27 protein-coding genes and 1 pseudogene are annotated in these 22093 nt (G+C 45.4%); 17 read left to right on the forward strand and 11 right to left on the reverse strand.

Features of this window, described 5'->3' with window-relative positions; genetic code table 11:
• Window positions 1–76 precede the first annotated feature (76 nt).
• The gene (locus tag ACPXXB_RS00615; RefSeq protein WP_423908286.1) at window positions 77–556 is read right to left on the reverse strand and encodes a DUF494 family protein; all 480 of its coding nucleotides are present in this window, start codon (window positions 554–556) and stop codon (window positions 77–79) included.
• Window positions 557–733: 177 nt separating this feature from the next.
• Window positions 734–1825 carry a DNA-processing protein DprA gene (dprA, locus tag ACPXXB_RS00620; protein WP_423908288.1) on the reverse strand — a complete coding sequence of 364 codons (1092 nt, stop codon included), beginning with the start codon at window positions 1823–1825 and terminating at the stop codon, window positions 734–736.
• A gap of 247 nt (window positions 1826–2072) precedes the next feature.
• Between dprA and hisB the strand changes: the two genes are divergently transcribed.
• The 9 genes and pseudogenes from hisB to ACPXXB_RS00665 all read left to right on the forward strand — a co-directional run bounded on the left by hisB (window position 2073) and on the right by ACPXXB_RS00665 (window position 9466).
• Window positions 2073–2663 carry an imidazoleglycerol-phosphate dehydratase HisB gene (hisB, locus tag ACPXXB_RS00625; protein ID WP_423910843.1) on the forward strand — a complete coding sequence of 197 codons (591 nt, stop codon included), beginning with the start codon at window positions 2073–2075 and terminating at the stop codon, window positions 2661–2663.
• Between the two features lie 133 nt (window positions 2664–2796).
• Complete coding sequence (gene hisH / locus ACPXXB_RS00630) at window positions 2797–3498, forward strand: imidazole glycerol phosphate synthase subunit HisH (protein WP_423908289.1); 702 nt, start codon at window positions 2797–2799, stop codon at window positions 3496–3498.
• Window positions 3499–3500: 2 nt separating this feature from the next.
• Complete coding sequence (gene hisA, locus ACPXXB_RS00635; RefSeq protein WP_423908291.1) at window positions 3501–4256, forward strand: 1-(5-phosphoribosyl)-5-[(5-phosphoribosylamino)methylideneamino]imidazole-4-carboxamide isomerase; 756 nt, start codon at window positions 3501–3503, stop codon at window positions 4254–4256.
• A 42-nt stretch (window positions 4257–4298) separates the two neighbouring features.
• Window positions 4299–5138: an imidazole glycerol phosphate synthase subunit HisF gene (gene hisF / locus ACPXXB_RS00640; RefSeq protein WP_423908292.1), complete on the forward strand. Its 840-nt coding sequence runs from the start codon at window positions 4299–4301 to the stop codon at window positions 5136–5138.
• Window positions 5119–5505, forward strand: a complete 387-nt coding sequence (hisI, locus tag ACPXXB_RS00645) for a phosphoribosyl-AMP cyclohydrolase (RefSeq protein ID WP_423908293.1) — start codon at window positions 5119–5121, stop codon at window positions 5503–5505. Before hisF ends, hisI begins: the two co-directional genes overlap by 20 nt.
• A 176-nt stretch (window positions 5506–5681) precedes the next feature.
• Window positions 5682–5933 (forward strand): twin-arginine translocase TatA/TatE family subunit, encoded by a 252-nt coding sequence (tatA, locus tag ACPXXB_RS00650; protein ID WP_423908295.1) that lies wholly within the window; start codon window positions 5682–5684, stop codon window positions 5931–5933.
• Window positions 5934–5944: 11 nt separating this feature from the next.
• The gene (gene tatB, locus ACPXXB_RS00655) at window positions 5945–6745 is read left to right on the forward strand and encodes a Sec-independent protein translocase protein TatB (RefSeq protein WP_423908296.1); all 801 of its coding nucleotides are present in this window, start codon (window positions 5945–5947) and stop codon (window positions 6743–6745) included.
• Window positions 6746–6781: 36 nt separating this feature from the next.
• Window positions 6782–7546, forward strand: a pseudogene (gene tatC, locus ACPXXB_RS00660) (twin-arginine translocase subunit TatC); the annotation flags it as partial.
• 87 nt (window positions 7547–7633) lie between these two features.
• Window positions 7634–9466, forward strand: a complete 1833-nt coding sequence (locus ACPXXB_RS00665; protein ID WP_423908298.1) for a thioredoxin domain-containing protein — start codon at window positions 7634–7636, stop codon at window positions 9464–9466.
• A gap of 78 nt (window positions 9467–9544) precedes the next feature.
• Here ACPXXB_RS00665 and ACPXXB_RS00670 read toward each other — a convergent pair whose 3' ends face one another.
• The gene (locus ACPXXB_RS00670) at window positions 9545–10252 is read right to left on the reverse strand and encodes an arginyltransferase (RefSeq protein WP_423908300.1); all 708 of its coding nucleotides are present in this window, start codon (window positions 10250–10252) and stop codon (window positions 9545–9547) included.
• A gap of 553 nt (window positions 10253–10805) precedes the next feature.
• Between ACPXXB_RS00670 and ACPXXB_RS00675 the strand changes: the two genes are divergently transcribed.
• The gene (locus ACPXXB_RS00675; protein ID WP_423908302.1) at window positions 10806–11036 is read left to right on the forward strand and encodes a helix-turn-helix domain-containing protein; all 231 of its coding nucleotides are present in this window, start codon (window positions 10806–10808) and stop codon (window positions 11034–11036) included.
• Between the two features lie 5 nt (window positions 11037–11041).
• Window positions 11042–12142 carry a nuclease gene (locus tag ACPXXB_RS00680; protein ID WP_423908304.1) on the forward strand — a complete coding sequence of 367 codons (1101 nt, stop codon included), beginning with the start codon at window positions 11042–11044 and terminating at the stop codon, window positions 12140–12142.
• A 10-nt stretch (window positions 12143–12152) separates the two neighbouring features.
• Here the strand turns inward: ACPXXB_RS00680 and ACPXXB_RS00685 are convergent, their stop codons facing one another.
• The 6 genes from ACPXXB_RS00685 to aat form a co-directional block, all read right to left on the reverse strand.
• Window positions 12153–13859: an Eco57I restriction-modification methylase domain-containing protein gene (locus ACPXXB_RS00685; RefSeq protein ID WP_423908305.1), complete on the reverse strand. Its 1707-nt coding sequence runs from the start codon at window positions 13857–13859 to the stop codon at window positions 12153–12155.
• 149 nt (window positions 13860–14008) lie between these two features.
• The gene (locus ACPXXB_RS00690) at window positions 14009–14338 is read right to left on the reverse strand and encodes a hypothetical protein (protein ID WP_423908306.1); all 330 of its coding nucleotides are present in this window, start codon (window positions 14336–14338) and stop codon (window positions 14009–14011) included.
• Window positions 14339–14453: 115 nt separating this feature from the next.
• Complete coding sequence (locus ACPXXB_RS00695) at window positions 14454–14999, reverse strand: DNA N-6-adenine-methyltransferase (RefSeq protein WP_423908308.1); 546 nt, start codon at window positions 14997–14999, stop codon at window positions 14454–14456.
• Entirely contained in the window at window positions 14996–15445 is a 450-nt protein-coding gene (locus ACPXXB_RS00700) for a hypothetical protein (protein ID WP_423908310.1), read from the reverse strand. The genes ACPXXB_RS00695 and ACPXXB_RS00700 overlap by 4 nt, the downstream gene beginning before the upstream one ends.
• Before the next feature lie 207 nt (window positions 15446–15652).
• Window positions 15653–16132, reverse strand: a complete 480-nt coding sequence (locus ACPXXB_RS00705) for a hypothetical protein (RefSeq protein WP_423908312.1) — start codon at window positions 16130–16132, stop codon at window positions 15653–15655.
• A gap of 165 nt (window positions 16133–16297) precedes the next feature.
• Window positions 16298–16978, reverse strand: coding sequence for a leucyl/phenylalanyl-tRNA--protein transferase (aat, locus tag ACPXXB_RS00710; protein ID WP_423908314.1), 681 nt, complete (start codon window positions 16976–16978; stop codon window positions 16298–16300).
• Between the two features lie 1324 nt (window positions 16979–18302).
• Between aat and tsaD the strand changes: the two genes are divergently transcribed.
• Complete coding sequence (gene tsaD, locus ACPXXB_RS00715) at window positions 18303–19343, forward strand: tRNA (adenosine(37)-N6)-threonylcarbamoyltransferase complex transferase subunit TsaD (RefSeq protein ID WP_423908316.1); 1041 nt, start codon at window positions 18303–18305, stop codon at window positions 19341–19343.
• Here the strand turns inward: tsaD and plsY are convergent.
• Window positions 19340–19924, reverse strand: a complete 585-nt coding sequence (gene plsY / locus ACPXXB_RS00720) for a glycerol-3-phosphate 1-O-acyltransferase PlsY (protein WP_423908318.1) — start codon at window positions 19922–19924, stop codon at window positions 19340–19342. The two genes, tsaD and plsY, sit on opposite strands and share 4 nt — an antisense overlap.
• An 80-nt stretch (window positions 19925–20004) precedes the next feature.
• Here plsY and folB point away from each other — a divergent pair, with 80 nt between their 5' ends.
• Both folB and folK read left to right on the forward strand, forming a co-directional pair.
• Window positions 20005–20361 (forward strand): dihydroneopterin aldolase, encoded by a 357-nt coding sequence (folB, locus tag ACPXXB_RS00725; RefSeq protein WP_423908319.1) that lies wholly within the window; start codon window positions 20005–20007, stop codon window positions 20359–20361.
• Window positions 20358–20843: a 2-amino-4-hydroxy-6-hydroxymethyldihydropteridine diphosphokinase gene (folK, locus tag ACPXXB_RS00730; protein WP_423908321.1), complete on the forward strand. Its 486-nt coding sequence runs from the start codon at window positions 20358–20360 to the stop codon at window positions 20841–20843. The genes folB and folK overlap by 4 nt, the downstream gene beginning before the upstream one ends.
• 139 nt (window positions 20844–20982) lie before the next feature.
• Here folK and ACPXXB_RS00735 read toward each other — a convergent pair whose 3' ends face one another.
• On the reverse strand, window positions 20983–21264 hold the full coding sequence (locus ACPXXB_RS00735; protein WP_423908323.1) for a hypothetical protein: 282 nt from the start codon (window positions 21262–21264) through the stop codon (window positions 20983–20985).
• Here ACPXXB_RS00735 and ACPXXB_RS00740 point away from each other — a divergent pair.
• The 3 genes from ACPXXB_RS00740 to rpmG all read left to right on the forward strand — a co-directional run bounded on the left by ACPXXB_RS00740 (window position 21256) and on the right by rpmG (window position 22053).
• Entirely contained in the window at window positions 21256–21480 is a 225-nt protein-coding gene (locus tag ACPXXB_RS00740) for an integrase core domain-containing protein (protein ID WP_423908325.1), read from the forward strand. The two genes, ACPXXB_RS00735 and ACPXXB_RS00740, sit on opposite strands and share 9 nt — an antisense overlap.
• A gap of 127 nt (window positions 21481–21607) precedes the next feature.
• Window positions 21608–21844 carry a 50S ribosomal protein L28 gene (gene rpmB / locus ACPXXB_RS00745; RefSeq protein WP_423908327.1) on the forward strand — a complete coding sequence of 79 codons (237 nt, stop codon included), beginning with the start codon at window positions 21608–21610 and terminating at the stop codon, window positions 21842–21844.
• Window positions 21845–21897: 53 nt separating this feature from the next.
• Entirely contained in the window at window positions 21898–22053 is a 156-nt protein-coding gene (gene rpmG / locus ACPXXB_RS00750; RefSeq protein ID WP_423908328.1) for a 50S ribosomal protein L33, read from the forward strand.
• Window positions 22054–22093: the final 40 nt, after the last annotated feature.

Consider the following 22093-nt stretch of genomic DNA (forward strand, 5'->3'; position numbering starts at 1 on the left):
AGCATGGCGGCACGTTGACGAGCGGTTATAAGAGAGACAATTGTACGCTGCAACGCAGTGCAATTTTGTATCATGTTTAATGAATACAGGTATGCAATCCATCCAGGACCAAGGTCTCGGTCAATTCAGTAACGCCATCACCATCGGTGTAGTTGCTCAGCACCATCAGGATGACCCACTTTAAATGCGCAAGTTCGATACTATCAGCCCCTAAAGCCATTAATTGATCAATTACCATTTCTCTGGATATTCCGTCCAGGATGCCACATTGTTCAAGGGTCAGTAACAAGCCACGCGCTTCAACGCCGAGTTGTCTCAGTTCTCCAGTAGAATAATGCCTAATCGCGCCTTGATGGATGCTGGCCAAGCATGAATTGCGGTCGCACTGCGCGGTCAAATTTTCCAGCCAGTCGAAAGCGCTGTCAATCATTGCCTGATCGAAACCCGCCTGGCTCAATTCCAGAAGCAAGGTCTCATGGTCTGGCTCAAACTCATCGTTATCAAACATATAGTTCTCAAATAAATAGATGAGAACATCAAGCACATTTTCTTTCATTTCATCACCTCAAAAAACAGGAACGCGGCGCGCCTTCTTTGTGTCGTCCAGCAGCGTAATGATTATGCCTTTGTCGCAGTATTTTTTCATTGCAATATAAACTGTTATTTAATGGCGTCGCATTGTGCGAATCTTCTTGACGGCCTGCTTGACAATGGCCTGCTGCATAACGACAAACTAAGGCAAGCGTTGATAACCTCCGTTCATCTCAGCGATTAACCCCCGCAATTCTAAATCAATGAGAATGGATGAAACTTGCTCGGTCGTCAATCCACTAAGCGCAATTATTTGGTCTATTGAGATTGGCGCGTAGTCTATCAGGTTATAAAGCGGATGTTCGGCCGGATGTTCAGAATGACTCTGCGGTGACTCGGCGCTGATTTGAGAAACCGGGGTCGCCTGGTTAAAGAAGTGGCCAATTTCATCAGTGATGTCCTGCACTGACTCAACAAGCTTTGCGCCCAGGCGGATTAAATGGTGACAGCCGTGACTGGTCGGAAGGTGAATTGAGCCAGGGATGGCAAATACTTCCCGCCCTTGTTCCGCGGCGAGTCTCGCGGTTATCAAACTGCCGCTGCGTATCCCGGCTTCGGCTACCAAGGTGCCCATAGATAAGCCGCTGATGATGCGATTTCGTTGTGGAAAGTGCGCCCGATGGGGCGGTGTGCCCGGCGCAAATTCGGTCACGATCAGCCCTTTTTCTGAAATTTCCCGATAAAGTTCTCGATGGGTGGCCGGATAGACCCGGTCGATTCCGGTGCCCATAACCGCAATGGTTGCGTTGTTTACCGACAGGCTGCCGCTATGAGCGCAGCTGTCGATGCCGGCCGCCATACCGCTGGTTATGGTAAAACCCATTGCCGTTAATTCTGCGGCAAACGCTTGCGTGGTTTTCTTGCCGCTTGGACTGGGGTTGCGGCTTCCAACGATGGCGATTTGGGGTTGTTTGAGTAAATTTATATTTCCCTTGACGAAAAGCCCCAGAGGGGGGCTTGGAATTTCATTGAGCAAATCTGAAAATTTCGGGTCGTCAAATCCGATGAATTGGCTGCCAATGGATTCGAGCAACTCCAGATCATTTTGCGGCAAATTCTCATTGGCCGTTAATACAGCGTTAATGCCAGCTTCAGAGAGGATGCCAGAGTCGCTCAAACAAGGTTGGTCGGCCGCAAAAATATCGACCGGGCAGCCAAAGAAATTTACTAATGCCCTTTTTTGAGCGAGTGATACAGATCTTAAATAGTGAAGTTTTAGCCAATCCTTTAGCATGTTTTTGCTCTTGAAGATTTATTATCGAATTCTTATTATTCCATATTTATCGATGAAGATGCATAACTTTTCTACGGCAATTCGCAATTGTCCTTTATACCCTATGGTTTGGGTACCAACACCAATCGCCGGAACGAATTTTATTGCCGATGCTAATTTAGGGAATTATACATCCACTACCAAACCTTCGGATTTACTTGTAAACTCGGCGTTCGCCTTTTAAAGACCAATGCCTGTTTTACTTGCCATGACTGAAAGAATTGCCCGAGTCACCCGCAACACCAAAGAAACCCGGATTGATATCACTATCAATCTGGATGGCGTGGGAAAAGCGGATTTTGATACTGGAATCCCGTTTCTGGAGCATATGCTTGAGCAAATTGCCAAGCACGGCGTTATCGATATTAAAATTAAGGCGACCGGCGACTTGCACATCGATGATCACCACACGGTGGAGGATATCGGGATTACTCTCGGTCAGGCGATTAGCAAGGCATTAGGGGACAAAAAAAGCATTCGTCGTTATGGACATGCTTATGTGCCATTGGACGAGGCGCTCAGTCGGGTGGTAATAGATTTCTCAGGCAGACCGCTATTGGTAAGCCATGTGAAATACCCGGACAGAAACATTGGAAAATTTTCGACTGGACTGATTCATGAATTTTTCCAGGGATTTGCCAATCATGCGCTGGCGACATTGCACCTGGATTGTTTTCGCGGAGAAAATTCCCACCATGTCGCCGAGACTTTATTCAAGGCTTTTGGCAGAGCGTTGCGGATGGCCGTTGAACTGGATGCGCGGGTAAGCGGTGTTCCGTCCACCAAAGGCCTGCTGTAAAAGGGCCTGCTGTAAATTTCGTGCATAAATTTATTTCGAGGTTAGGTTCAGCGCGGAAAATTTGCCATGTCATTCACCAAGCCATTACCGGGCCAGTGGTCGGGCCATTTGGTGGTTGAACCCGCGAATTAGCATGACCAGGATAGTCATTGCCGACTTGGGAACGGGCAATCTGCGCTCGGTCAGCAAGGCGTTGGCTTGCGTAAGCAGCGACACCGAGGTCAGCATTACTGCGCAGGCTGATGCCATTGAAAGCGCTGATTATTTAGTTTTGCCCGGCCAGGGCGCAATCGGCACCTGGTTTAACCAATTAAATAGCAACATAGCATTGAAAACCGCTGTTTCCAAGCGTCTAAATGATGGCCCTGTTCTGGGAATATGTCTTGGGCTTGAAGCGTTGTATGACCATAGCGAGGAAAATGGCGGCACTCAGGCATTGGGTATTTTGTCCGGGCGCGTAAAACACTTTTCAACTCATCCGAAGCATCAAATAGAGGGTCAAACAAATGATGGCCAGACCAATGAGGGCCAGACCAATGAGGGCAAGGCAGGCAGACTAAAAATTCCGCATATGGGTTGGAATCAGGTGAACAAATGCGTTGATCATCCGCTGTGGCATGGTATTGATGACAATGAGCGGTTTTATTTTGTGCACAGTTACTACGTTGAAAGCGACATTAAAAATCAGGTGATGGGCGAGTGTCGGTATGGCAATCGGTTTACCGCTGCTGCGGGTTCGAGGAACATTTTTGCGACCCAGTTTCATCCTGAGAAAAGCCAGCACGCGGGATTACAAATGCTGAAAAATTTTATTAACTGGAATGGGTCGTTTTAACGATGCTGCTGATTCCGGCGATTGATATTAAAGACGGTAAATGCGTCCGCCTGCGGCAGGGCGACATGAACCAAACCACGGTATTTTCCGATGACCCGGTATCGGTCGCGCAACGATGGGTCAATGAAGGCGCCCGGCGGCTGCACATTGTTGATTTGGACGGCGCGATGAAAGGCGAACCGATTAATGCGGATATTGTGCACCGCATTGCTGAAAACCACCCGCAATTGCCGATCCAGATTGGTGGCGGGATTCGCAATGAAGACACCGTGGAGGTTTATATTCAAGCCGGGGTGCGCTATGTCATTATTGGCACTCAGGCGATTAACCAGCCTCACCTGATCAGCGATTTGTGCACAGAATATCCTGCCCGCGTGATTGTTGGACTGGATGCCAGAGACGGCAAAATCGCTACCGAAGGCTGGTCGAAACTGTCCAAACACGATGTCATCGACATGGCCCGGCACTTTGATAAAACGGATGTGGCGGCAATCATTTATACCGATATCGCCAGGGATGGCATGATGCAGGGCGTTAATATTGATGCAACCGTGGCGTTGGCGCAGGCGGTGAATATTCCGGTGATTGCTTCCGGCGGCATTCAGAATATTGAAAATGTCAAGCAATTAGCTACGGCATCGGGCTCGGGAATCATCGGCGCAATCACCGGTCGGGCGATTTACGAAGGCGCGCTGGATTTTGCCGAGGGCCAAAAAGCCGCTGATGAAATTTTCGGCGAAGGTGGTTTTGGCGAATAATTTTTCAATGCCCGCTCCAGGCGCTCGGTCCGGGCCGCATTGATGGCGCTCGCCAAAAGAATTATTCCCTGTTTGGATGTGGATGCCGGGCGTGTAGTGAAGGGCATACAATTTGTCGGTATCAAGGATGCGGGAGATCCGGTAGAAGTTGCCCGTCGGTACGATCAGCAAGGCGCTGACGAAATCACTTTTCTGGACATTACCGCTAGTTCTGACAATCGGGATACCCTGGTCAATGTAGTCAAGCAGGTTGCCAGCGAAGTCTTTATTCCTCTAACCGTCGGTGGCGGAATCCGCGAGTTGAGTGATATTCACAAAATGCTGAACGCTGGCGCCGACAAGGTTTCCATTAACACCACGGCGGTGAAAAACCCGGAATTCATCCGCCAAGCAAGCAAACATTTTGGCAATCAATGCATTGTCGTGGCCATCGACGCCAAGCAAGTGGCCCCTGAGGCCGATGCGGGCGCTAATAATCCTCGTTGGGAAATTTTTACCCATGGCGGCAGAAATGCCACTGGACTCGATGCCCTGGAGTGGTCGAAAAAAATGACGGAATACGGCGCCGGGGAGTTGTTGGTTACCAGTATGGATCGGGATGGCACCAAAAACGGATATGATATCGCGTTGATGCGCCGTATTACTGATAATGTATCGATTCCTGTCATTGCATCTGGTGGCGTGGGGACGCTGGAACATTTGGTATGCGGTATCATCGAGGGCGGCGCAGATGCGGTGCTGGCAGCAAGCATTTTTCACTATGGCGAATATACCGTCGAGCAGGCTAAACAATTTATGGCTGAGCGGGGTATTACGGTAAGACTCCGATCAATTCAAGACCACAATAATTCTATTTTCTATAATGCAAACGATAGTAGATGAAATAAAATGGAACGAAGCCGGACTGGTGCCCGCGATCGCTCAACAGCACGACACCGGCAAAGTGTTAATGGTGGCGTGGATGAATAGGCAGGCATTGCAAACCACGATTGAGGAAGGTCGCGCCGTGTATTACTCAAGATCGAGGAAAAAATTATGGCGCAAAGGCGAGGAGTCGGGACATATTCAGAAATTAAAGGAACTTCGCATTGATTGCGACGGCGATGTGGTATTAATGCAGGTTGAGCAAGTCGGCGGCATTGCCTGTCATACTGGCCGTCATGCCTGCTTTTACAAACGCTATGAAAACGGTCGATGGAATGAAGTGGAACCGATATTAAAAGACCAGGCTGAGATATATAAGACCTAGCCCGGATATTTCATCAAGCCGGTGCGAGCGTACAAAATGCCGCTACGCAGGCCGGGTGTTTACCGCTAGAATCAGCGTAGCGACAAAGTTGATACTTGAATGTTGCTAAAAAACAGCCATACTTCAATGAAGGTAATCAATTCACTATAAACAGACAATCGACGAGGCGCAATATTATGGGCATTGGTGGTATTAGTCCGGTTCAATTAATCATCATTCTGGTGATTGTATTATTGATTTTCGGCACAAAGAAACTGAGAAATTTGGGTGGCGATTTGGGTGGCGCTATAAAGGGATTTAAAAAAGCGGTCAAAGAAGAAGGCGCCGCGGAGAAAATTGAAGAAGAGAGCGAAGCAGCCAGCGAAGAAATAAACGAACAAGAAGCGGTGGTTGCGGAAAAAGCGGAAATTGACAAGGAAAAACCCTGATTTAACTTCCCATGTTTGATGTTGGCTTTTGGGAGATGGCGTTTATTGGCGTCATCGCCCTTGTGGTCATTGGGCCTGAGCGCCTGCCCGGTGTCGCGCGCAGTGTGGGTCTGTGGGTCGGCAAGGGCAGGCATATGCTTAACGAGGTTATGTCGGATGTTAAAAAGGAAATGAAAGAGTATGACGACGAGTATGGCATGAAGAAAGTCAAAACGTTAAGAGATGACCTGAAATCGGCCAGCACATCGGCCAGCAAGGAGTTAAAAGACATTACCCAATCCGCAGCCGATTCTCTGGATCTGAAAGCGGTGGGGAATGAGTTTAAAAAATCGGTAGATGACGCATCCGATTCGGCGTCTGATTCGTTAAGGCAGGAAACCAGCAAAATAAACCCGGCAGTTAAGAGCAAGGCAGCCCCTGGTAAATCAATCGCCAGTAAAACAACAGCAAGGAAAAAGTCAATGACAAAGAAAAAACCCGCCAAGAAAAATTCCGCCGCGAGAAAATCTCCCGCGAAAAAGCCCGCGAAAAAGCTCGCGAAAAAAACTGCCGGCAATAAAGGTCGTCAAAAAGACAGCCGCGAAATGAAGTATTACATTTACGAAAATTGGGCGAACCAAAGTGCCACGATACATGTCGGCGCTTGCAGATTTTGCAATAACGGGCGTGGCCTCGCGGACGGATCCGACCCGAAACACGCCGCATGGCACGGGCCTTTCAACAGCCTCAAAGATGCCAGACACCGACAAAAATCCATGAAAGCGAAGGTGAATAAAAAGTGTGGACATTGCGTAAACCGCTCTTTGCTATGATGATCCCCCGAGGCTAAACCCAATGCGCGAATCCCCATGACCGCCGATTCGAACGCCGCCGAAGGCTCGCTGGTTTCCCATCTGGTCGAGTTGCGCGATCGGTTGCTTCGCGGCGTGTTTTCGGTTCTGGTGTTTTTCATTATTCTGGCGCCTTTCGCTAATACGCTCTATGAGGTGTTGGCAAGCCCGTTGATGTCGGCATTGCCTGAAGGCAACAGCATGATATCCACCGAGCCGCACGGCCCATTTTTTGTGCCCTTCAAATTTGCGTTTGCCTGCGCGTTCGCATTAGCGGTGCCTTATTTGTTGTATCAAATCTGGGCGTTTGTGGCGCCGGGACTATATAAACATGAACAACGGCTGGTAATACCGCTATTGGTTTCCAGCAGCGGCTTGTTTTATCTGGGAATCATTTTTGCGTATTTTGTGGTATTTCCGCTGATATTTGAATTTTTTGCAAACACCGCCCCTGAAGGCGTGGCGGTAATGACTGACATCAATGCGTATCTCGGATTTGTAATAAAATTATTTTTTGCATTTGGTGTGGCCTTTGAAGTGCCCGTGGCAACCGTGTTAATGATTTATATGGGGGTAGCCACCGAGGCAGGCCTGGCAAAAAAACGACCGTATATCATCGTTGCAGCATTTGTGGTCGGTATGTTATTAACCCCGCCGGATATTTTTTCTCAAACGTTGTTGGCGCTGCCGGTATGGCTTTTATTTGAAATCGGTTTGATTTGCTCGCGGTTCTTGAAAAGCCGGGCCGTCAATGACCAAGCCAGCGATGAAGATAGCGATGATTAATACGAATTACATCACACAAATTACAGATGCGCCCGGCCTTTGTGCCATATCCTTAGACGCCCTATTCGGGTTAGTCCGCAAGGCATGAAATTACACCAAGCGGTTATCGCCATATTCTTGCTGTTGTGTGTTCCGGCTCATGCCAGCGAGCTTAAAAATCAACTGACGGATCACCCCGCACCCTATCTGGCTTTGCACGGCGATGATCCGGTCGCCTGGCAGGCATGGAATGAGGAATCTGTGCAATTAGCCAGACAACAAAACAAAATTCTTTATCTTTCGATAGGTTATTTTGCGTGCCACTGGTGCCACGTGATGCAGCAGGAAAGTTATAAAAACGAGAAAATCGCCGAGTTTCTGAATGAAAATTTTATTCCTGTAAAAATCGACCGCGAGCTTGAGCCGGCCCTGGACCGGCGGTTGATGGATTTCACCCAACGCATAATTGGCCGCGGAGGTTGGCCACTGAATGTGTTTGTAACGCCTACTGGGCATCCGATTTATTCGTTGTTGTATGCCCCGCCCGAGCAATTTTTGGAAACATTGAATCGCTTGCAAAGGGTTTGGCAAAACGATCGGCAGCGGGTTCTGGATTTGGTCAGTAACGAAGCAGTTGAAACATTCCAGATTTATGGTCCGAATCTGGAGCGCAGCAGATACCAGAATATTCTTGCTGAATCCGCCAGGATTGTTATGTTGCGAGCGGACCTAGACAAAGGCGGATTCGGCGATAAACAAAAATTTCCATCCGCGCCACAATTACAGTATCTGCTTAAACAGTATCAAATCAATCCACAGCCGGCGGCAAAAGCTTTTTTGACGCTAACCCTCGACGCTATGGCTGATCTCGGCCTGGTTGACCATTTAATTGGCGGCTTTTTTAGATACACGACGGATACTGATTGGAGCATACCGCATTTTGAAAAAATGTTGTATGACAATGCAAATCTCGCTTTGCTGTACTTGAATGCCGGAAAAGTGTTGGGTAGTGCAAAGTATGAATCCATTGGGCAACAAACATTAACGTACATGCAGAAGTATATGTGGCACCAACACGGCGCATTGATATCTTCATTCTCTGCGGTTGACGACAATAACGTCGAAGGCGGCAGTTATTTATGGCAGCCAGCCGAAATCGCCGAAATACTTGACCCTGAGCAAGCCAATCTTATATTTTCAATATGGGGTCTGGACCAAGAGAGTGAACTGCCCAGGGGTAACCATGTTCGATTGATGATGAGCCTGGGACAGTACGCCAACAAAAACAATTTGAAATTGGATGAGGCTCAGCAACGCTATGAGCAGGCACGAACCAAATTGATCGCCGCCAGGCTAAAACGCTCACTGCCGATGGATGATAAACTTCTGGCCGGCTGGAATGGTTTGGCCTTATCCGCTTTTGTCTCGGCCGCCGCGCAGTTTCCCGAATTGTCATATAACCAAACCGCTAAAGCGCTACGGGATTTTTTGGTCAATCAATTATGGGATGGTAAAGCGTTAGCCCGGTCAATGACCAAAGGAAGGTTGCTAGGCACCGCATCGCTGGAAGATTATGCCTACGTGGCACGAGGCCTGTTTGATTGGGCATCGCTATCGAACAGCGATGGCGATTTCGAAGTTGCGCTGGCAATCACAAAACAAGGCTGGCAACGATTTTACCGAAACAATGGTTGGTATCAGGGGGATGACACGTTGTTAGCCTCGGTGTCTGGCGAACCAATGCTTGCAGATACCGCCAACCCGGCGCCCTCTGCAGTATTAATTTCCACCAGCCTTGAATTGGCCAAAAAGTTTTCGGACGATGAATTAAAAGAAAAAGCATTATCCGCTTTGAACCGAAACGAAACATTATTGATTCGCGCGCCGTTTTGGTATGTCAGTCAGCTTGAAGCGTTATCTTTGGCGCTTGAAAATTAAGGATGCTCGCACAGACAATACGCACAGACAATGATTGGGGCGCATGACAATTCCCGGGTTAAAGCCCCCTTTCGATAATCACATCGGCCGCCATGCCTGGTTGACAAAGCCAAACATCGGTTTGAAGTTGGTTTTATAACTCATTTTTTTACAGCCCTCGATCCAGTATCCCAGGTATAACCAGTCCATTTGGATTTGACGGACGTACTCAATTTGTTTCATGATTGCAAATGTTCCCAGACTGCGTTTTGAAAAATCAGGATCGAAAAAAGTATAAACTGCCGACATGCCGTCATCCGGCAAGTCACAGACCGAAAGCCCGATTAATTTTCCCTTCAGCCGATATTCCATGAATACGGTTTCAATCAAAGATTTAACCACAAACTCGTGGTAGCGGTCTGAGTCGTTGTGGTCCATGGTATCTCCGCTGTGGCGCCACGATTGGTAACGACAATACAATTCAAAATGTTCCTGTTTGAAACTGGTGGGTACCATGGTGGTGTGGAGATCCTGATTTTTTTTGTAGCACCTGATTTGAGCACGATTGGGAAGATACGCATTGGCTGGAATTTTCACCGACACGCAGGCCTTGCAGTTTCGGCAATGCGGTCGGTAAATGGTTTTCCCGCTACGCCGAAACCCGGAGTTTAACAATACGCTAAACAGCGCATTATCTACTTTGTAATTGGGGTCCAGTAAAACCGTGGTTGCCGTTTCAGGTTCGATATAGGGACAGGCGTGGGGCGCGGAAAGATAAAGCTTCGGCGGGTTTAACTGAATGGTCACGGGTTATGTCACAGCGATTATTTACGGATTAAGCATGACATAAACCGGGTCATTTTCTGAGTGTCCGAAATATGACTTCTCCCACTCTGGTTCAGAAAAAGAAAATGCCGTCATAGCGAGCGCTGAACCTAATGCAAGTATCTATCCCAATGATTCACGCGCAGAAAGGGCTGTTGCCTCTTTAAAATTATCTTCCGTTACCCTAAATTTGTTAATAATCAGTGAGTTCCGCACTCACGAGAAACATCGTTTTCATTAGTATGATTATCTTCCGGCAATTTCAGTTTTTGCACGAACGCTTGATGCATTTGTGTATGATTTTCTTTCATTTCTATCCTTTACCCAATAATAACATCCACAATCCATAGATAAATTTGTTTTCTTTGGTACATTTGGATGACTAAAATATGTTGTGTACATATTAAGAAACTATACCTTCTAACGCCCGCATAACCGGCCGCTTTTGGCAGTCCGCGTGTATGCTTTTGTTAGCTATTTTGCTGCTTATAGTATGTAGACTTATAAGCATCATGATATTTATATTGTTTTCTAAATGAGAAAAGCAAGCCAACTTATCACAAATACATTATCCAATAATATCAAAAAGCTTCGTGGTGATCTGAATTTATCACAAGAAGATCTTGCTGATAAATGCGGACTCCACCGTACTTATGTTGGTGCGGTAGAACGAGGCGAACGGAATGTAACATTAAGTTCGTTAGAAACTATAGCTTCAGCTTTAAATGTAGATGTTCCCACTTTATTAACCGATAAGTCAAAGTAGTTTATATGGATGTAAGATTAAAGAAACCACCTAAAAGCAAAAGTCTTTTAACATCTTTGCCCGATTTGGCAAAAAAACTTGAATCCCTAATAAATACTAAGTTTGAACTTACAGGAAAATCAAGAACAGATGGTTCAAATATTCGTAAATTAATAGCCGATAAATTAATCAATTCAAACCCGCCACCATACGCAGAAAAAAATTCTTATGAGGTAGTCCCACCCAAAGGTGTACCTAAAATTCTTTTAGAATATGTCGATACATATATCGTAACGACGGGTACATCGTATAACCTTCAAGTTTGGAATAGAAATCCTTCATCAGAATCCGTTCAAATCCAATATTCAAGCGGTGAAACACTTCAATCAGGTGAAGTTCGCTTTGTATTAGTAAAAATTGATCCAGATAACCACAAGGTCATTGCTATCGCTGTACTAACACCTGAATATATCGTAAATAAATTTGGAGTGTTTGGCAAACCAACAGTAAAAAATCAACTGGTTATCTCCTCTTCATTGCGGCGGTTTGTATTAGCAAAACCAAATGGAGTATTGTTTTATGACGATATGGTTGGGGATAAAGAAAACATTAAAAACCTATCACTTTTTAGTATTCACGACCAGCCAACAACTGGATCATTATTACCACTGTCAATAATCAAGGAAATTATTATTAATAAAATTATTGGGTGTAATATTGCGCCAGCAGCTACCAAAAATAGAGGGCAAATGCTTGAAGAGATATTTGCCGGTGCATTAGGTTACAGTATTGGCGATAATGAATTGCTTTCTGGTGGATACCCTGATCTTCGCAACCAAGCACTAGAAGTAAAAATTCAAGATTCTCCAACAGTTGATTTAGGAAAGTTTAGTCCTGAATTTGAAATTACTGCTCCAGATTGCGGTAACTTTACAACTCGAAATATGCGTTATTTTATAGCTCTTACCAATCCTGAAACTAACATAGTTGAAGGTGCAATATTATGCCAAGGAAATAAGCTTGGTTTACATTTCACCTACGTTCCAGACGAAAGCTATAAATGCCAGAGATCAATACCAATGAGTTTTTTTGAAGGCATAAAAGGACTATCGGTATTTAATCCGTAATTGTTGATACCTACGAGACATTAAAAACCGACCAAACGATTTTATCAATTTTATCTTCGATGTTTATTTGGTTATTTTCATTTTTTTCCTTGTAGCATTCTTTAGCCAAAGCAATCAATGTTTTTGATTCTGCAAGATTTGGGTTTGGTATAGGGAACTGTTCAACATACTGGGTAATAAACCGCCTTCTATTTGAGTAGAGTTTATTGTGAAATTTTATATCATAAAATTTTTCTATAAAACGTGAATTAGCTACTGCTAAAACAAGCCACATAATACTCTCTGGCATTTGTTCATTATCACGTAATAACCAATAGCAGTCTCCATTTACAATGCTTCCTTCTTTATCCATCCAGAATGTTGGACGTTCACTTATGTCACGAAAGACAACTTTTGGTTGCTCCCAAAGTGATGGGTTCTGCGGAACCCAAATTTCAAACCATTCTCTATTAGCTTTAATAACATACTTCCTACTACTAAGTTGATCTTTGTTTTCTTCAAGATACCTTTTAGACAGAGGATATTCATTAATGTTAAATGTGTGCCTTTTTCCATTAATGATAGTATGAGTGTAAAGAATTACCTTTTTCTCTTTTTCATTGCTCCTGAACCGACTAGCGATATGATGTGTGGTTAATGGGCGTAATAATTCAGGCTCGTAACCAATTTCTTTTTTCCAATTTGACCTAATAAATACATTATCAGCAGTTGTTTTTACACCAACACGAACTTTCCCTATATCTTTAAACAGACACCATGTATTAGATGCCACTTTATCCAACCATTGCTCATACTCTACGTCTTGAAGTCGCCACAAATCAGCCGGATTGGAATCAAATGTTAGGTGTCCATTTTTAACATAGAAATTACCTTGTTTTGAAGAAACAATACCATCATATTTTAGGGCTTGAATTTGGCTTTCAACGAAAGGAAGGCTTTTTGAATAACTTTCATTTTCAGCCATGTAAATAGATGAAAAAGGGATATTAAAGTCCCTTTCTTTGTTGTGTGTTGAAAGAATGACTACTGCTGGCAAAACAGCAGCCTCAAAAACTTTAGTATCACCGAAATCCCAAATCCCTTTAATTGAATATTGGTTATGGATAATTTCTCTAAATTTCCCCGCACCTTTTGTTGTCAGGAAACGATTAGAAACGATCACGCCAGCGACTCCATCAGGTTTTAACACCGATTTCATCGCAACCAAGAATGCTTGGTAAATATCAACTCTTCCCTTTAGCCCGAAATTCTTACTTAATAGTTGAGATTGTTCTGCACCTAAAACTTGAGTTCGTATATACGGAGGGTTTGCTATTAATAAGTCAAAATCTGGTATATCACTTGAATAAAATAAATCTTGCGAGTCAGACAGCCCACTCTTTTCTATACATATCTGAAGGAAGTCTTTATTTTGCAAAATTGGAGTAAGATTAGGGTAAGTTTCTTTTAATCTTTTCCTGGTTATTTCAATTGACGCGGGGTTTGTATCAAATCCATAAACCTCAATGTTATGGAACGATTTGGCTTTTAATGTTTTTATTAGACTTATCAGTAATTCACCATCCCCTACAGCGGGATCAACCACCTTTACGGATTTTTTCAAGTTAGCATTGAAAATAATATTTTCTGAAATAAAATCAGAAAAAATCTCTGGAGTATAATGTGCACCTTCTTTTTTTCTTGATTCTACATGGCTATATCGTTCAGCTGTTTGCATTGGACTCCCCATATTGATGCTACTTATAGTATTCATTATTTAGGGTGAAGTCAATAGTTGAGATATAGTTTATTTGAGACAGCTAACGCCTGCATAATCGGCGTAGCTTTGCTGCGTCCGGCGCTGAAGGCGCGTAGTTCATGCGCTTGTTAGACGCCATGCGTATTCATGTCCTTTGCCGCTTCCAAAGCCAGCAACATCCAGTATTTCTGTTGGGAAATGGGAATCAGCACCCAACTCCTGGATGGATTCCCCCTTTCTTTTGGGTTCCAAGTCTCCGCGCCGGCAATCGAATACGTCTGACTTAACTGGCCTTCCCCAAGTTTAAACGACATGTCGATTTCCGAAAATGTTGCAAACATCTTCCGACCTAGCATGAGTTGACGTCGACACCAGCGTGAGGAGACGGAGAAGTTCGAATACTCACCCTCAATTCGCTCGATGATCAATTCAAGGCTTGCTTCTGCACTGTCGGTCATTATCCCTATGCTTGGTCGCCTAACGCTTGAGTCATGTGTTTTTTTCATTTATAGCTCTAAACAGCACACATCTTTATCCAAAGACCAATTTTAGTTGCTTTCTTGTTGCTCCTATCTATTCTCTTTGTAAGCTTGATAAGTCAACGACGGCACCATGCTCAATAAATACATCGTAGAACTTATCATAATCCCTACCCCAGTAACTCATTGCACATGCCATGGGAGCGCCTTTGCCTGCACCGGAACCATTTTCAAGAAATTTTAGTCTTGTGTCATAGAGAAAACAAACGGCTCTCGCTTGCCCGAAAACACTTTGCTTCCAATGACCTGTATTTGTCGCTACCGGAACTAAAGCCAATATTTCCGAACTATATTTTTGGTGAGTTAAAGCACACTTTGCTAACCAATTTTTTATTGTTGTCCCTCTTTCTCTGTCAGCACCATATGGTGGATTCATATAGACGGTCGGATAGTTCCAATCTTCTCTAAGTCCATCATTTTGTGGAAGCGTAAATTCTATCTCTGCATGCACTATCGAATATTTATTTGAGCAAGGGTCTAATGCAATAGCACCACCAAAAAAACGTTTAATGGCTTTTACATATTTAAGAGGTGTTCCCCAGCTTTGACTTTGAGAATTTACTGTTCTTCCTGCACTCATAGTATTTCTTTCCAGTTTTTAGAACGTAACTCTACGAGTTCGCTCTTTAGTTCAGTAATTGTTTTTCCTTCTGGTGCGATGGTGTTAAACCAGCCTTCAATTTCATTTAATTTGTCCGAAAAGTATTTGAGCAAAACTGTGTCTGCTTCAAAATCCATCTTGACCTTTGTAAAAACGTTTCGCTTTTTATCAGCAGTATAGCTACTTTTAAAAGCCTCTTGTACCTTGATATATTCCTGTGTTGGATTGAGCAATAACTCATCAATGAATTGAGCCAGTCCGTTATCCGTTAAAAAAATTAACCAATCGTATGATTGGGCTAAAACCTTCAATTCTTTGTTATGATTTTCGGCAGTGAACCAATTTCCATGATTACTGACTACTCCAACGGTTAAAATGAATTTTTGTAGCAAGTCAGAGTCATCAGAGTAAATTATTTCCTCCATCAATTCAACATAAGGCTTTATGTACGGTTGGTTGTCAGAACGATATATTATCCCATATTTTTCTCCAGTGTCAGTCCTAATTTTTTGTAAGGAGGACGTGGTTCTTGCAACGTACGCTCCCTGTTTTGCTTTTTCTATTGTCTGAGGGCCTTTCTTTGTTCCTTCTTCAACTCCGACCCTTTTGCACTCAAATATTGCATAAGGTTTTTACATTTGCTCAAAGACTAATAATTCATGCTCTTGTTGTCCAATAGTCTTAAAACTGGTCAATAAAAATGAGTCTTTTGACTCACCAATGGTACAAGCGTTACGAAGAACATTATGTGTATCAAGAAGATTGTTATTCTTTTTGTCAAATTTTGTAATATTGTTTTTTTCTCCCAATGCTTTTAGGATTTTGGCCGCTGTAATTGAATTCCCATCATTGGGAATAGCAACTCCATACTCTTTGATTATGGGATGCAGGGAGTATTCAACATTATGTGATATATCTTCATTCCCATATTCAACAAGTCCTCTTTCTATTGAAGTCGAGTTATTAAAACCCCAAGTTTTTAGAAGATAATAGGTTATAATTTCAACCATTGTTCCAAGCGCTCTGCCTGCTGCTTTTTTCTTATCTTTCGTGTAATGAAAGACTTTTTCGCCAAGAGCATTCTGTAATTTATCTACCGATTCATATGCCATTTGTTTTTATAACTTCCCAATTTTTGTGTTCATTATCAGTTGTCAATTTTTCCTGCACATAACGGCGCGAAGCGCCGTGTGAACAATTAGCATCAGGCACATTTGCTCTGATAAGTCGATATTACCCGGTAGATCGGGCAAACCGTCATAACATTAAGCATTTTGTTATTGTGGTTCTACCGGAATATTTTTCCAGCTTCCCGGTTTGCCGACATGAGTCAACGCACAGCCTAATCGCTCAAGGAATTCTGTACGAGGAATTTCTACGGCGCCCAGGTTCAATAAATGAGGCGACGTTATTTGGCAATCGATAAGCTGAAAATTCCAGGTTGTTAAATGGGAGATTAAAAAGTTCAATGCCGCTTTGGAGGCATCGCTGGTCTGACTAAACATACTCTCGCCAAAAAACATGCCGCTCAACGCAATTCCGTACAAACCGCCAACCAATTGGTCATCTTTCCAGGTTTCTATGGAATGAGCATATCCCAAGTGATGCAGATCAATATAGGCATCCTTCATATCTTCGGTGATCCAGGTGCCAGCGCTGTTCGTACGCGGTGCGGCACAGTTATTGATGACTTCCTCAAAGGTTTGGTCGAGAGAAAAAACAAAGCGCTGTTTTTTGATTGATTTTTTCAGGCTTCGTTGTGGTTTGTATTGCGCAGGGAATAAAACGCATCTAGGGTCGGGTGACCACCACAGGATCGGCTGGCCAGCGTGATACCAGGGGAAGATACCTTTTCGGTAGGCGGTCATTAGACGCTGCGGACTTAAATCTCCGCCAAGTGCCAGCAAACCGTCGTCTGTAGCGTATTTAACATCAGGAAAATCTTCTACGGTATTCATGTTGCTGGTATTTATAGGGCCAAAGACATATAGTGCCAAAGGCAAAACGCAATTTCAGTTGTGCGCCTTTCGATTATGTGTGTCAATATACTATTTAGCTGTTATAAAATCCATCAATGCGAAGCGCCTGATCAATTAAGAAATAACTACGATGGGGATGAGTGCCGGAAGTGAGGCTTCAGCCTCGCCAATCCATTGCAGATGGCAGGACTAAAGTCCCGCTTCCGATAAGCAATAACTACCGAGGTGCGAAGCGCCTGATCAATTAAGAAATAACTACGATGGGGATGAGTGCCGGAAGTGAGGCTTCAGCCTCGCCAATCCATTGCAGATGGCAGGACTAAAGTCCCGCTTCCGATAAGCAATAACTACCGAGGTGCGAAGCGCCTGATCAATTAAGAAATAACTACGATGGGGATGAGTGCCGGAAGTGAGGCTTCAGCCTCGCCAATCCATTGCAGATGGCAGGACTAAAGTCCCGCTTCCGATAAGAAATAACTACCGAGGTGCGAAGCGCCGGATCAACTAAGAAATAATTACGATGGGGATGAGTGCCGGAAGTGAGGCTTCAGCCTCGCCAATCCATTGCAGATGGCAGGACTAAAGTCCCGCTTCCGATAAGAAATAACTACCGAGGTGCGAAGCGCCTGATCAATTAAGAAATAACTACGATGGGGATGAGTGCCGGAAGTGAGGCTTCAGCCTCGCCAATCCATTGCAGATGGCAGGACTAAAGTCCCGCTTCCGATAAGCAATAACTACCGAGGTGCGAAGCGCCGGATCAACTAAGAAATAATTACGATGGGGATGAGTGCCGGAAGTGAGGCTTCAGCCTCGCCAATCCATTGCAGATGGCAGGACTAAAGTCCCGCTTCCGATAAGCAATAACTACCGAGGTGCGAAGCGCCTAATCAATTAAGAAATAACTACGATGGGGATGAGTGCCGGAAGTGAGGCTTCAGCCTCGCCAATCCATTGCAGATGGCAGGACTAAAGTCCCGCTTCCGATAAGAAATAATTACCGAGGTGCGAAGCGCCTGATCAATTAAGAAATAACTACGATGGGGATGAGTGCCGGAAGTGAGGCTTCAGCCTCGCCAATCCATTGCGGATGGCAGGACTAAAGTCCCGCTTCCGATAAGCAATAACTACCGAGGTGCGAAGCGCCTGATCAATTAAGAAATAACTACGATGGGGATGAGTGCCGGAAGTGAGGCTTCAGCCTCGCCAATCCATTGCGGATGGCAGGACTAAAGTCCCGCTTCCGATAAGAAATAATTACCGAGGTGCAAAGCGCCCGATCAACTAAGAAATAATTACCGAGGTGAGAATTTTAGGCATTGAAACTTCCTGCGATGATACAGGCGCGGCTATCTACGATAGCCATCAAGGCTTGATTGTGCATCGATTGGCTTCTCAAGTTGATTTGCATCAACAATACGGTGGCGTGGTTCCAGAACTTGCCGCACGCGATCATATTCGAACGCTACTGCCGCTGATCGACAGCTTGATTAAGGACCCAGTGAATGACGCAGAAAAACTGGATGCGGTGGCTTACACCGCTGGGCCAGGGTTGGTTGGCGCACTGCTGGTTGGTGCTTCGTTGGGCAAAAGTCTGGCGCAATCCTGGGCTGTGCCCGCTATCGGCATCCATCATATGGAGGGACATTTACTATCCCCCATGCTGGAAGATAATCCCCCGGAATTTCCATTTTTAGCGTTGTTGGTTTCTGGAGGACACACACTTTTAGTTGACGTGGAAGCGGCCGGCAACTACAAAATCCTGGGCCAGTCAGTCGATGATGCGGTGGGCGAGGCGTTTGACAAAACTGCGAAACTGCTGGGCTTGGATTATCCCGGAGGCCCCGCCATCGCAAAAGCGGCGGTCAATGGCGATGCCAATAGATTCATTTTTCCGCGGCCAATGACCAACCGCCCCGGTCTGGATTTCAGTTTCAGCGGATTGAAAACGCATACCTTAACCGCCACGCAAAAACAAGCGCAAAAACATCAGTTGGATGAACAAACCATTGCGGATATTGCTTTGGCATTCGAGCTTGCCGTGGTTGATACGCTCAAGATTAAGTGTTCGAGGGCGCTGTCTCAAACCATGCGAAAACGATTGGTTGTGGCTGGCGGGGTCGGGGCAAATCAACGATTGCGAGCAACATTGCAAAAATTAGCCGATCAAAATAATGTTAGGTTATTCTACCCACGCGCGGAATTTTGCACCGATAACGGCGCAATGATTGCCTATGCGGGCTACTTTCGATTAGCCACTGAGGGACTGGCAAATAGGCGATTGGCCACTGTCAACGACTATGCGTTTGAGGTGCACCCCAGATGGAGTCTGGAAGACATTTAGTCGCCGATTTTGCTTTCCAGCCCGGATAATAGTCGAGAGAGATTTTCCTTGTGGCGCCAAAATAGCAATACCGCGATAACGAGGGATAGCAGGAAAAATGACAAGCCCGGCAACAGCCACAATACAAAAAAGGGAGCCAATGTCGCGGCACTGAGCGCCGCCAGCGATGAATAGCGAAATAATACAGCCATACTCAGCCAAATGGCCAATAACACCAGCGTCAGCGACCAACTCAAACCAAGAAAGACGCCGGTGGCGGTGGCCACCCCCTTTCCGCCTTTTCCGCCAAAAAAAACCGGGTACAAGTGCCCGAGAAACGCGGCGCCCCCGACCAGCGCGATGACCATCGCATTGTCGGTCAGCATTTTTGCGATGAGCATGGGAACCAACCCTTTGAGCAGATCGCCGATTAATGTTATTACCGCCGCTTTTTTGCCCCCAATACGCAGTACATTGGTTGCGCCCGGGTTGTTTGAGCCGCTGGTGCGCGGATCCGGCAGGTGCATGATGCGACATACGATGATTGCGCTGGAGATTGAACCAAAACAGTAGGCCAGTAGCGGCAGAGTAAAATTTAACATTGGATATTGGTTTGGACTTGAATTACATTTGACGCATTACAGTTAGCCCCGGTGCGAAAATTTATCACGAAAATTTATCAATGGACATTATTTACCTTCATGGACTAAAAGTCGACTGCGTTATTGGTGTTTGGGAATGGGAAAAGCAAATTACTCAGACCGTCACTATCGATCTCGATATGGGATTCGACATTTCTGTTGCGGCGAAAAGCGACCATTTGCAAGATACCTTAAGTTACAAACAGGTCTCCAGGCACGTGCAATCCTTGGTCAAGGAGTCCCGATTTGCGCTGGTGGAAAAGCTGGCAGCCGCAATCGCTGCCATGTTGCTGACTGATTTTTCTATTAAGTGGTGCCGGGTAAAAATCAATAAATTCGGCGCAGTCGGGGCAGCCGGAGACGTTGGCGTCATCATAGAAAGAGGCAAAATGACGTGACTCATGTTGTTCTGGGCCTCGGCAGTAATATCAATCGGGAAAAAAATATTCGCTTCGCGGTTAAGCAAATTGGTGATCGGTATGGTGAAATTGAGATTTCACCGATCTATGAAACCGCCGCGATCGGCTTTGACGGGCCGGCATTTTTTAATTTAGTGCTTGGCTTTAAGACCTCATCCTCGCTTTTGGATATACGGGATAAATTACGCAATATTGAAACTGCGGCAGGGCGCATTCGCGGGCGACAATCATTCGACAACCGGCACCTGGATATTGATGTGGAATTATTCGGTGATAAAAATTTGCGTCCTGACGGGCTTAACATTCCTAGCGATGAGATTGAGAAATATGCCTACGTTTTAAAACCATTATCAGATTTGTACCCAACTCTGGCACATCCGGTCAGCGGCGTGAAATTCGAGCAAATGTGGCTGGATTTTGATAGCACTCAAAAGCTTGGGGTGGCGAATTTTTCGCTTTAGTCATTCGCTTTGGTCAGATGAATTCATATCGGTCCCCATTTTACCCTGTATAAGCTCAGAAACATTCACTCGACTGGATGCCCGCGGCCGCCACAAACCGACCCCCCCCGCAAACCCAAAACCCGCAAGCCCAAAGGCTTCAAGCATCCACCGCTTGAAGCATCCACCGCTTGAAGTGTTCGCCTGCGATACCGTGGTGCGCCTGCGCGAGGGACTGCGCCGCTACCTGTTCACCTTCATCGACCCTCACTCCCGCTTCGCTATCGCCTTTGCCGCCGCCCAGTCCAGCCAGCAGGCTGCCATCGCCCTTGATGCGCTGTGCCAACTGCTGCCAAAACCGCCGCGCTTCAGGATTGAAGACAACGGCTCGGAGTTCATATGACGCTTCCAGCAACGCCCCGATGCCCACGGCATGACCCACTGGCGACCTTATCCCCGCTTGCCCAGAACGACCGCCCATGCCGAGCGCTTCAACCGCACCATCCAAGAGCAGTTGGTCGATTATCACGAGGATCAACTATTCCATGACTTGCCCGGCTTTAACCGCAAACTGGCCGCCTGGCTACTCGACTGCAACACCGTCCTGCCCCATCATAGCCTCTCGGCTTGCAATCTCCCGCAACTTCCTCATCCATAATCAACCCGAGTGCCATAGGGGGTGGATTTATACATACCCTATCTATTTCCTGATATTTCTGGTATAAATCGCGCCCCCCCCCCACGACCAATTTACGTGGCCAATTATTGAGTATCAAGGCAAGCCAATGACAAGAGTATGTCAAGTAACCGGAAAACGCACCCTCGTCGGTAATAATGTTTCCCATGCGCACAATAAAACCAAGCGTAAATTTTTCCCAAATTTACACAATCGACGCTTCTGGGTCGAAAGTGAAAATCGGTGGGTAAAACTTCGTATTTCCACTGCGGGAATAAGAATGATCGATAAAAAGGGTATTGATGCGATACTCAGCGACATCCGTTCACGCGGAGAGAAAGTGTAATCTGAATATTGCCCAGAGATATGGACCGGAAAATTGACCATGGGAATTAAAATATGCGAGATAAAATTAAATTAGTGTCCAGCGCCGGAACCGGCCATTACTACACCACCACCAAAAACAAAGGCACCATGACTGAAAAAATGGAAATTAAAAAGTATGATCCGGTTGTTCGAAAACACGTTATCTATAAAGAGGGAAAAATAAAATAACGGCATCAAGCATGCCAAATAGTTGGTTAAATATTTTTCG

The organism is Candidatus Spongiihabitans sp. (assembly GCF_965237845.1).
GTDB lineage: Bacteria > Pseudomonadota > Gammaproteobacteria > Arenicellales > Poriferihabitantaceae > Spongiihabitans.

Coding starts and splice junctions, on each gene's coding strand:
- ACPXXB_RS00615 (WP_423908286.1), bottom strand. CDS start 556: ATGAAAGAAAATGTGCTTGATGTTCTCATCTATTTATTTGAGAACTAT.
- dprA (WP_423908288.1), bottom strand. CDS start 1,825: ATGCTAAAGGATTGGCTAAAACTTCACTATTTAAGATCTGTATCACTC.
- hisB (WP_423910843.1), top strand. CDS start 2,073: ATGACTGAAAGAATTGCCCGAGTCACCCGCAACACCAAAGAAACCCGG.
- hisH (WP_423908289.1), top strand. CDS start 2,797: ATGACCAGGATAGTCATTGCCGACTTGGGAACGGGCAATCTGCGCTCG.
- hisA (WP_423908291.1), top strand. CDS start 3,501: ATGCTGCTGATTCCGGCGATTGATATTAAAGACGGTAAATGCGTCCGC.
- hisF (WP_423908292.1), top strand. CDS start 4,299: ATGGCGCTCGCCAAAAGAATTATTCCCTGTTTGGATGTGGATGCCGGG.
- hisI (WP_423908293.1), top strand. CDS start 5,119: ATGCAAACGATAGTAGATGAAATAAAATGGAACGAAGCCGGACTGGTG.
- tatA (WP_423908295.1), top strand. CDS start 5,682: ATGGGCATTGGTGGTATTAGTCCGGTTCAATTAATCATCATTCTGGTG.
- tatB (WP_423908296.1), top strand. CDS start 5,945: ATGTTTGATGTTGGCTTTTGGGAGATGGCGTTTATTGGCGTCATCGCC.
- ACPXXB_RS00665 (WP_423908298.1), top strand. CDS start 7,634: ATGAAATTACACCAAGCGGTTATCGCCATATTCTTGCTGTTGTGTGTT.
- ACPXXB_RS00675 (WP_423908302.1), top strand. CDS start 10,806: ATGAGAAAAGCAAGCCAACTTATCACAAATACATTATCCAATAATATC.
- ACPXXB_RS00680 (WP_423908304.1), top strand. CDS start 11,042: ATGGATGTAAGATTAAAGAAACCACCTAAAAGCAAAAGTCTTTTAACA.
- ACPXXB_RS00685 (WP_423908305.1), bottom strand. CDS start 13,859: ATGCAAACAGCTGAACGATATAGCCATGTAGAATCAAGAAAAAAAGAA.
- ACPXXB_RS00690 (WP_423908306.1), bottom strand. CDS start 14,338: ATGACCGACAGTGCAGAAGCAAGCCTTGAATTGATCATCGAGCGAATT.
- ACPXXB_RS00695 (WP_423908308.1), bottom strand. CDS start 14,999: ATGAGTGCAGGAAGAACAGTAAATTCTCAAAGTCAAAGCTGGGGAACA.
- ACPXXB_RS00700 (WP_423908310.1), bottom strand. CDS start 15,445: ATGGAGGAAATAATTTACTCTGATGACTCTGACTTGCTACAAAAATTC.
- ACPXXB_RS00705 (WP_423908312.1), bottom strand. CDS start 16,132: ATGGCATATGAATCGGTAGATAAATTACAGAATGCTCTTGGCGAAAAA.
- aat (WP_423908314.1), bottom strand. CDS start 16,978: ATGAATACCGTAGAAGATTTTCCTGATGTTAAATACGCTACAGACGAC.
- plsY (WP_423908318.1), bottom strand. CDS start 19,924: ATGTTAAATTTTACTCTGCCGCTACTGGCCTACTGTTTTGGTTCAATC.
- folB (WP_423908319.1), top strand. CDS start 20,005: ATGGACATTATTTACCTTCATGGACTAAAAGTCGACTGCGTTATTGGT.
- ACPXXB_RS00740 (WP_423908325.1), top strand. CDS start 21,256: ATGACCCACTGGCGACCTTATCCCCGCTTGCCCAGAACGACCGCCCAT.
- rpmB (WP_423908327.1), top strand. CDS start 21,608: ATGACAAGAGTATGTCAAGTAACCGGAAAACGCACCCTCGTCGGTAAT.
- rpmG (WP_423908328.1), top strand. CDS start 21,898: ATGCGAGATAAAATTAAATTAGTGTCCAGCGCCGGAACCGGCCATTAC.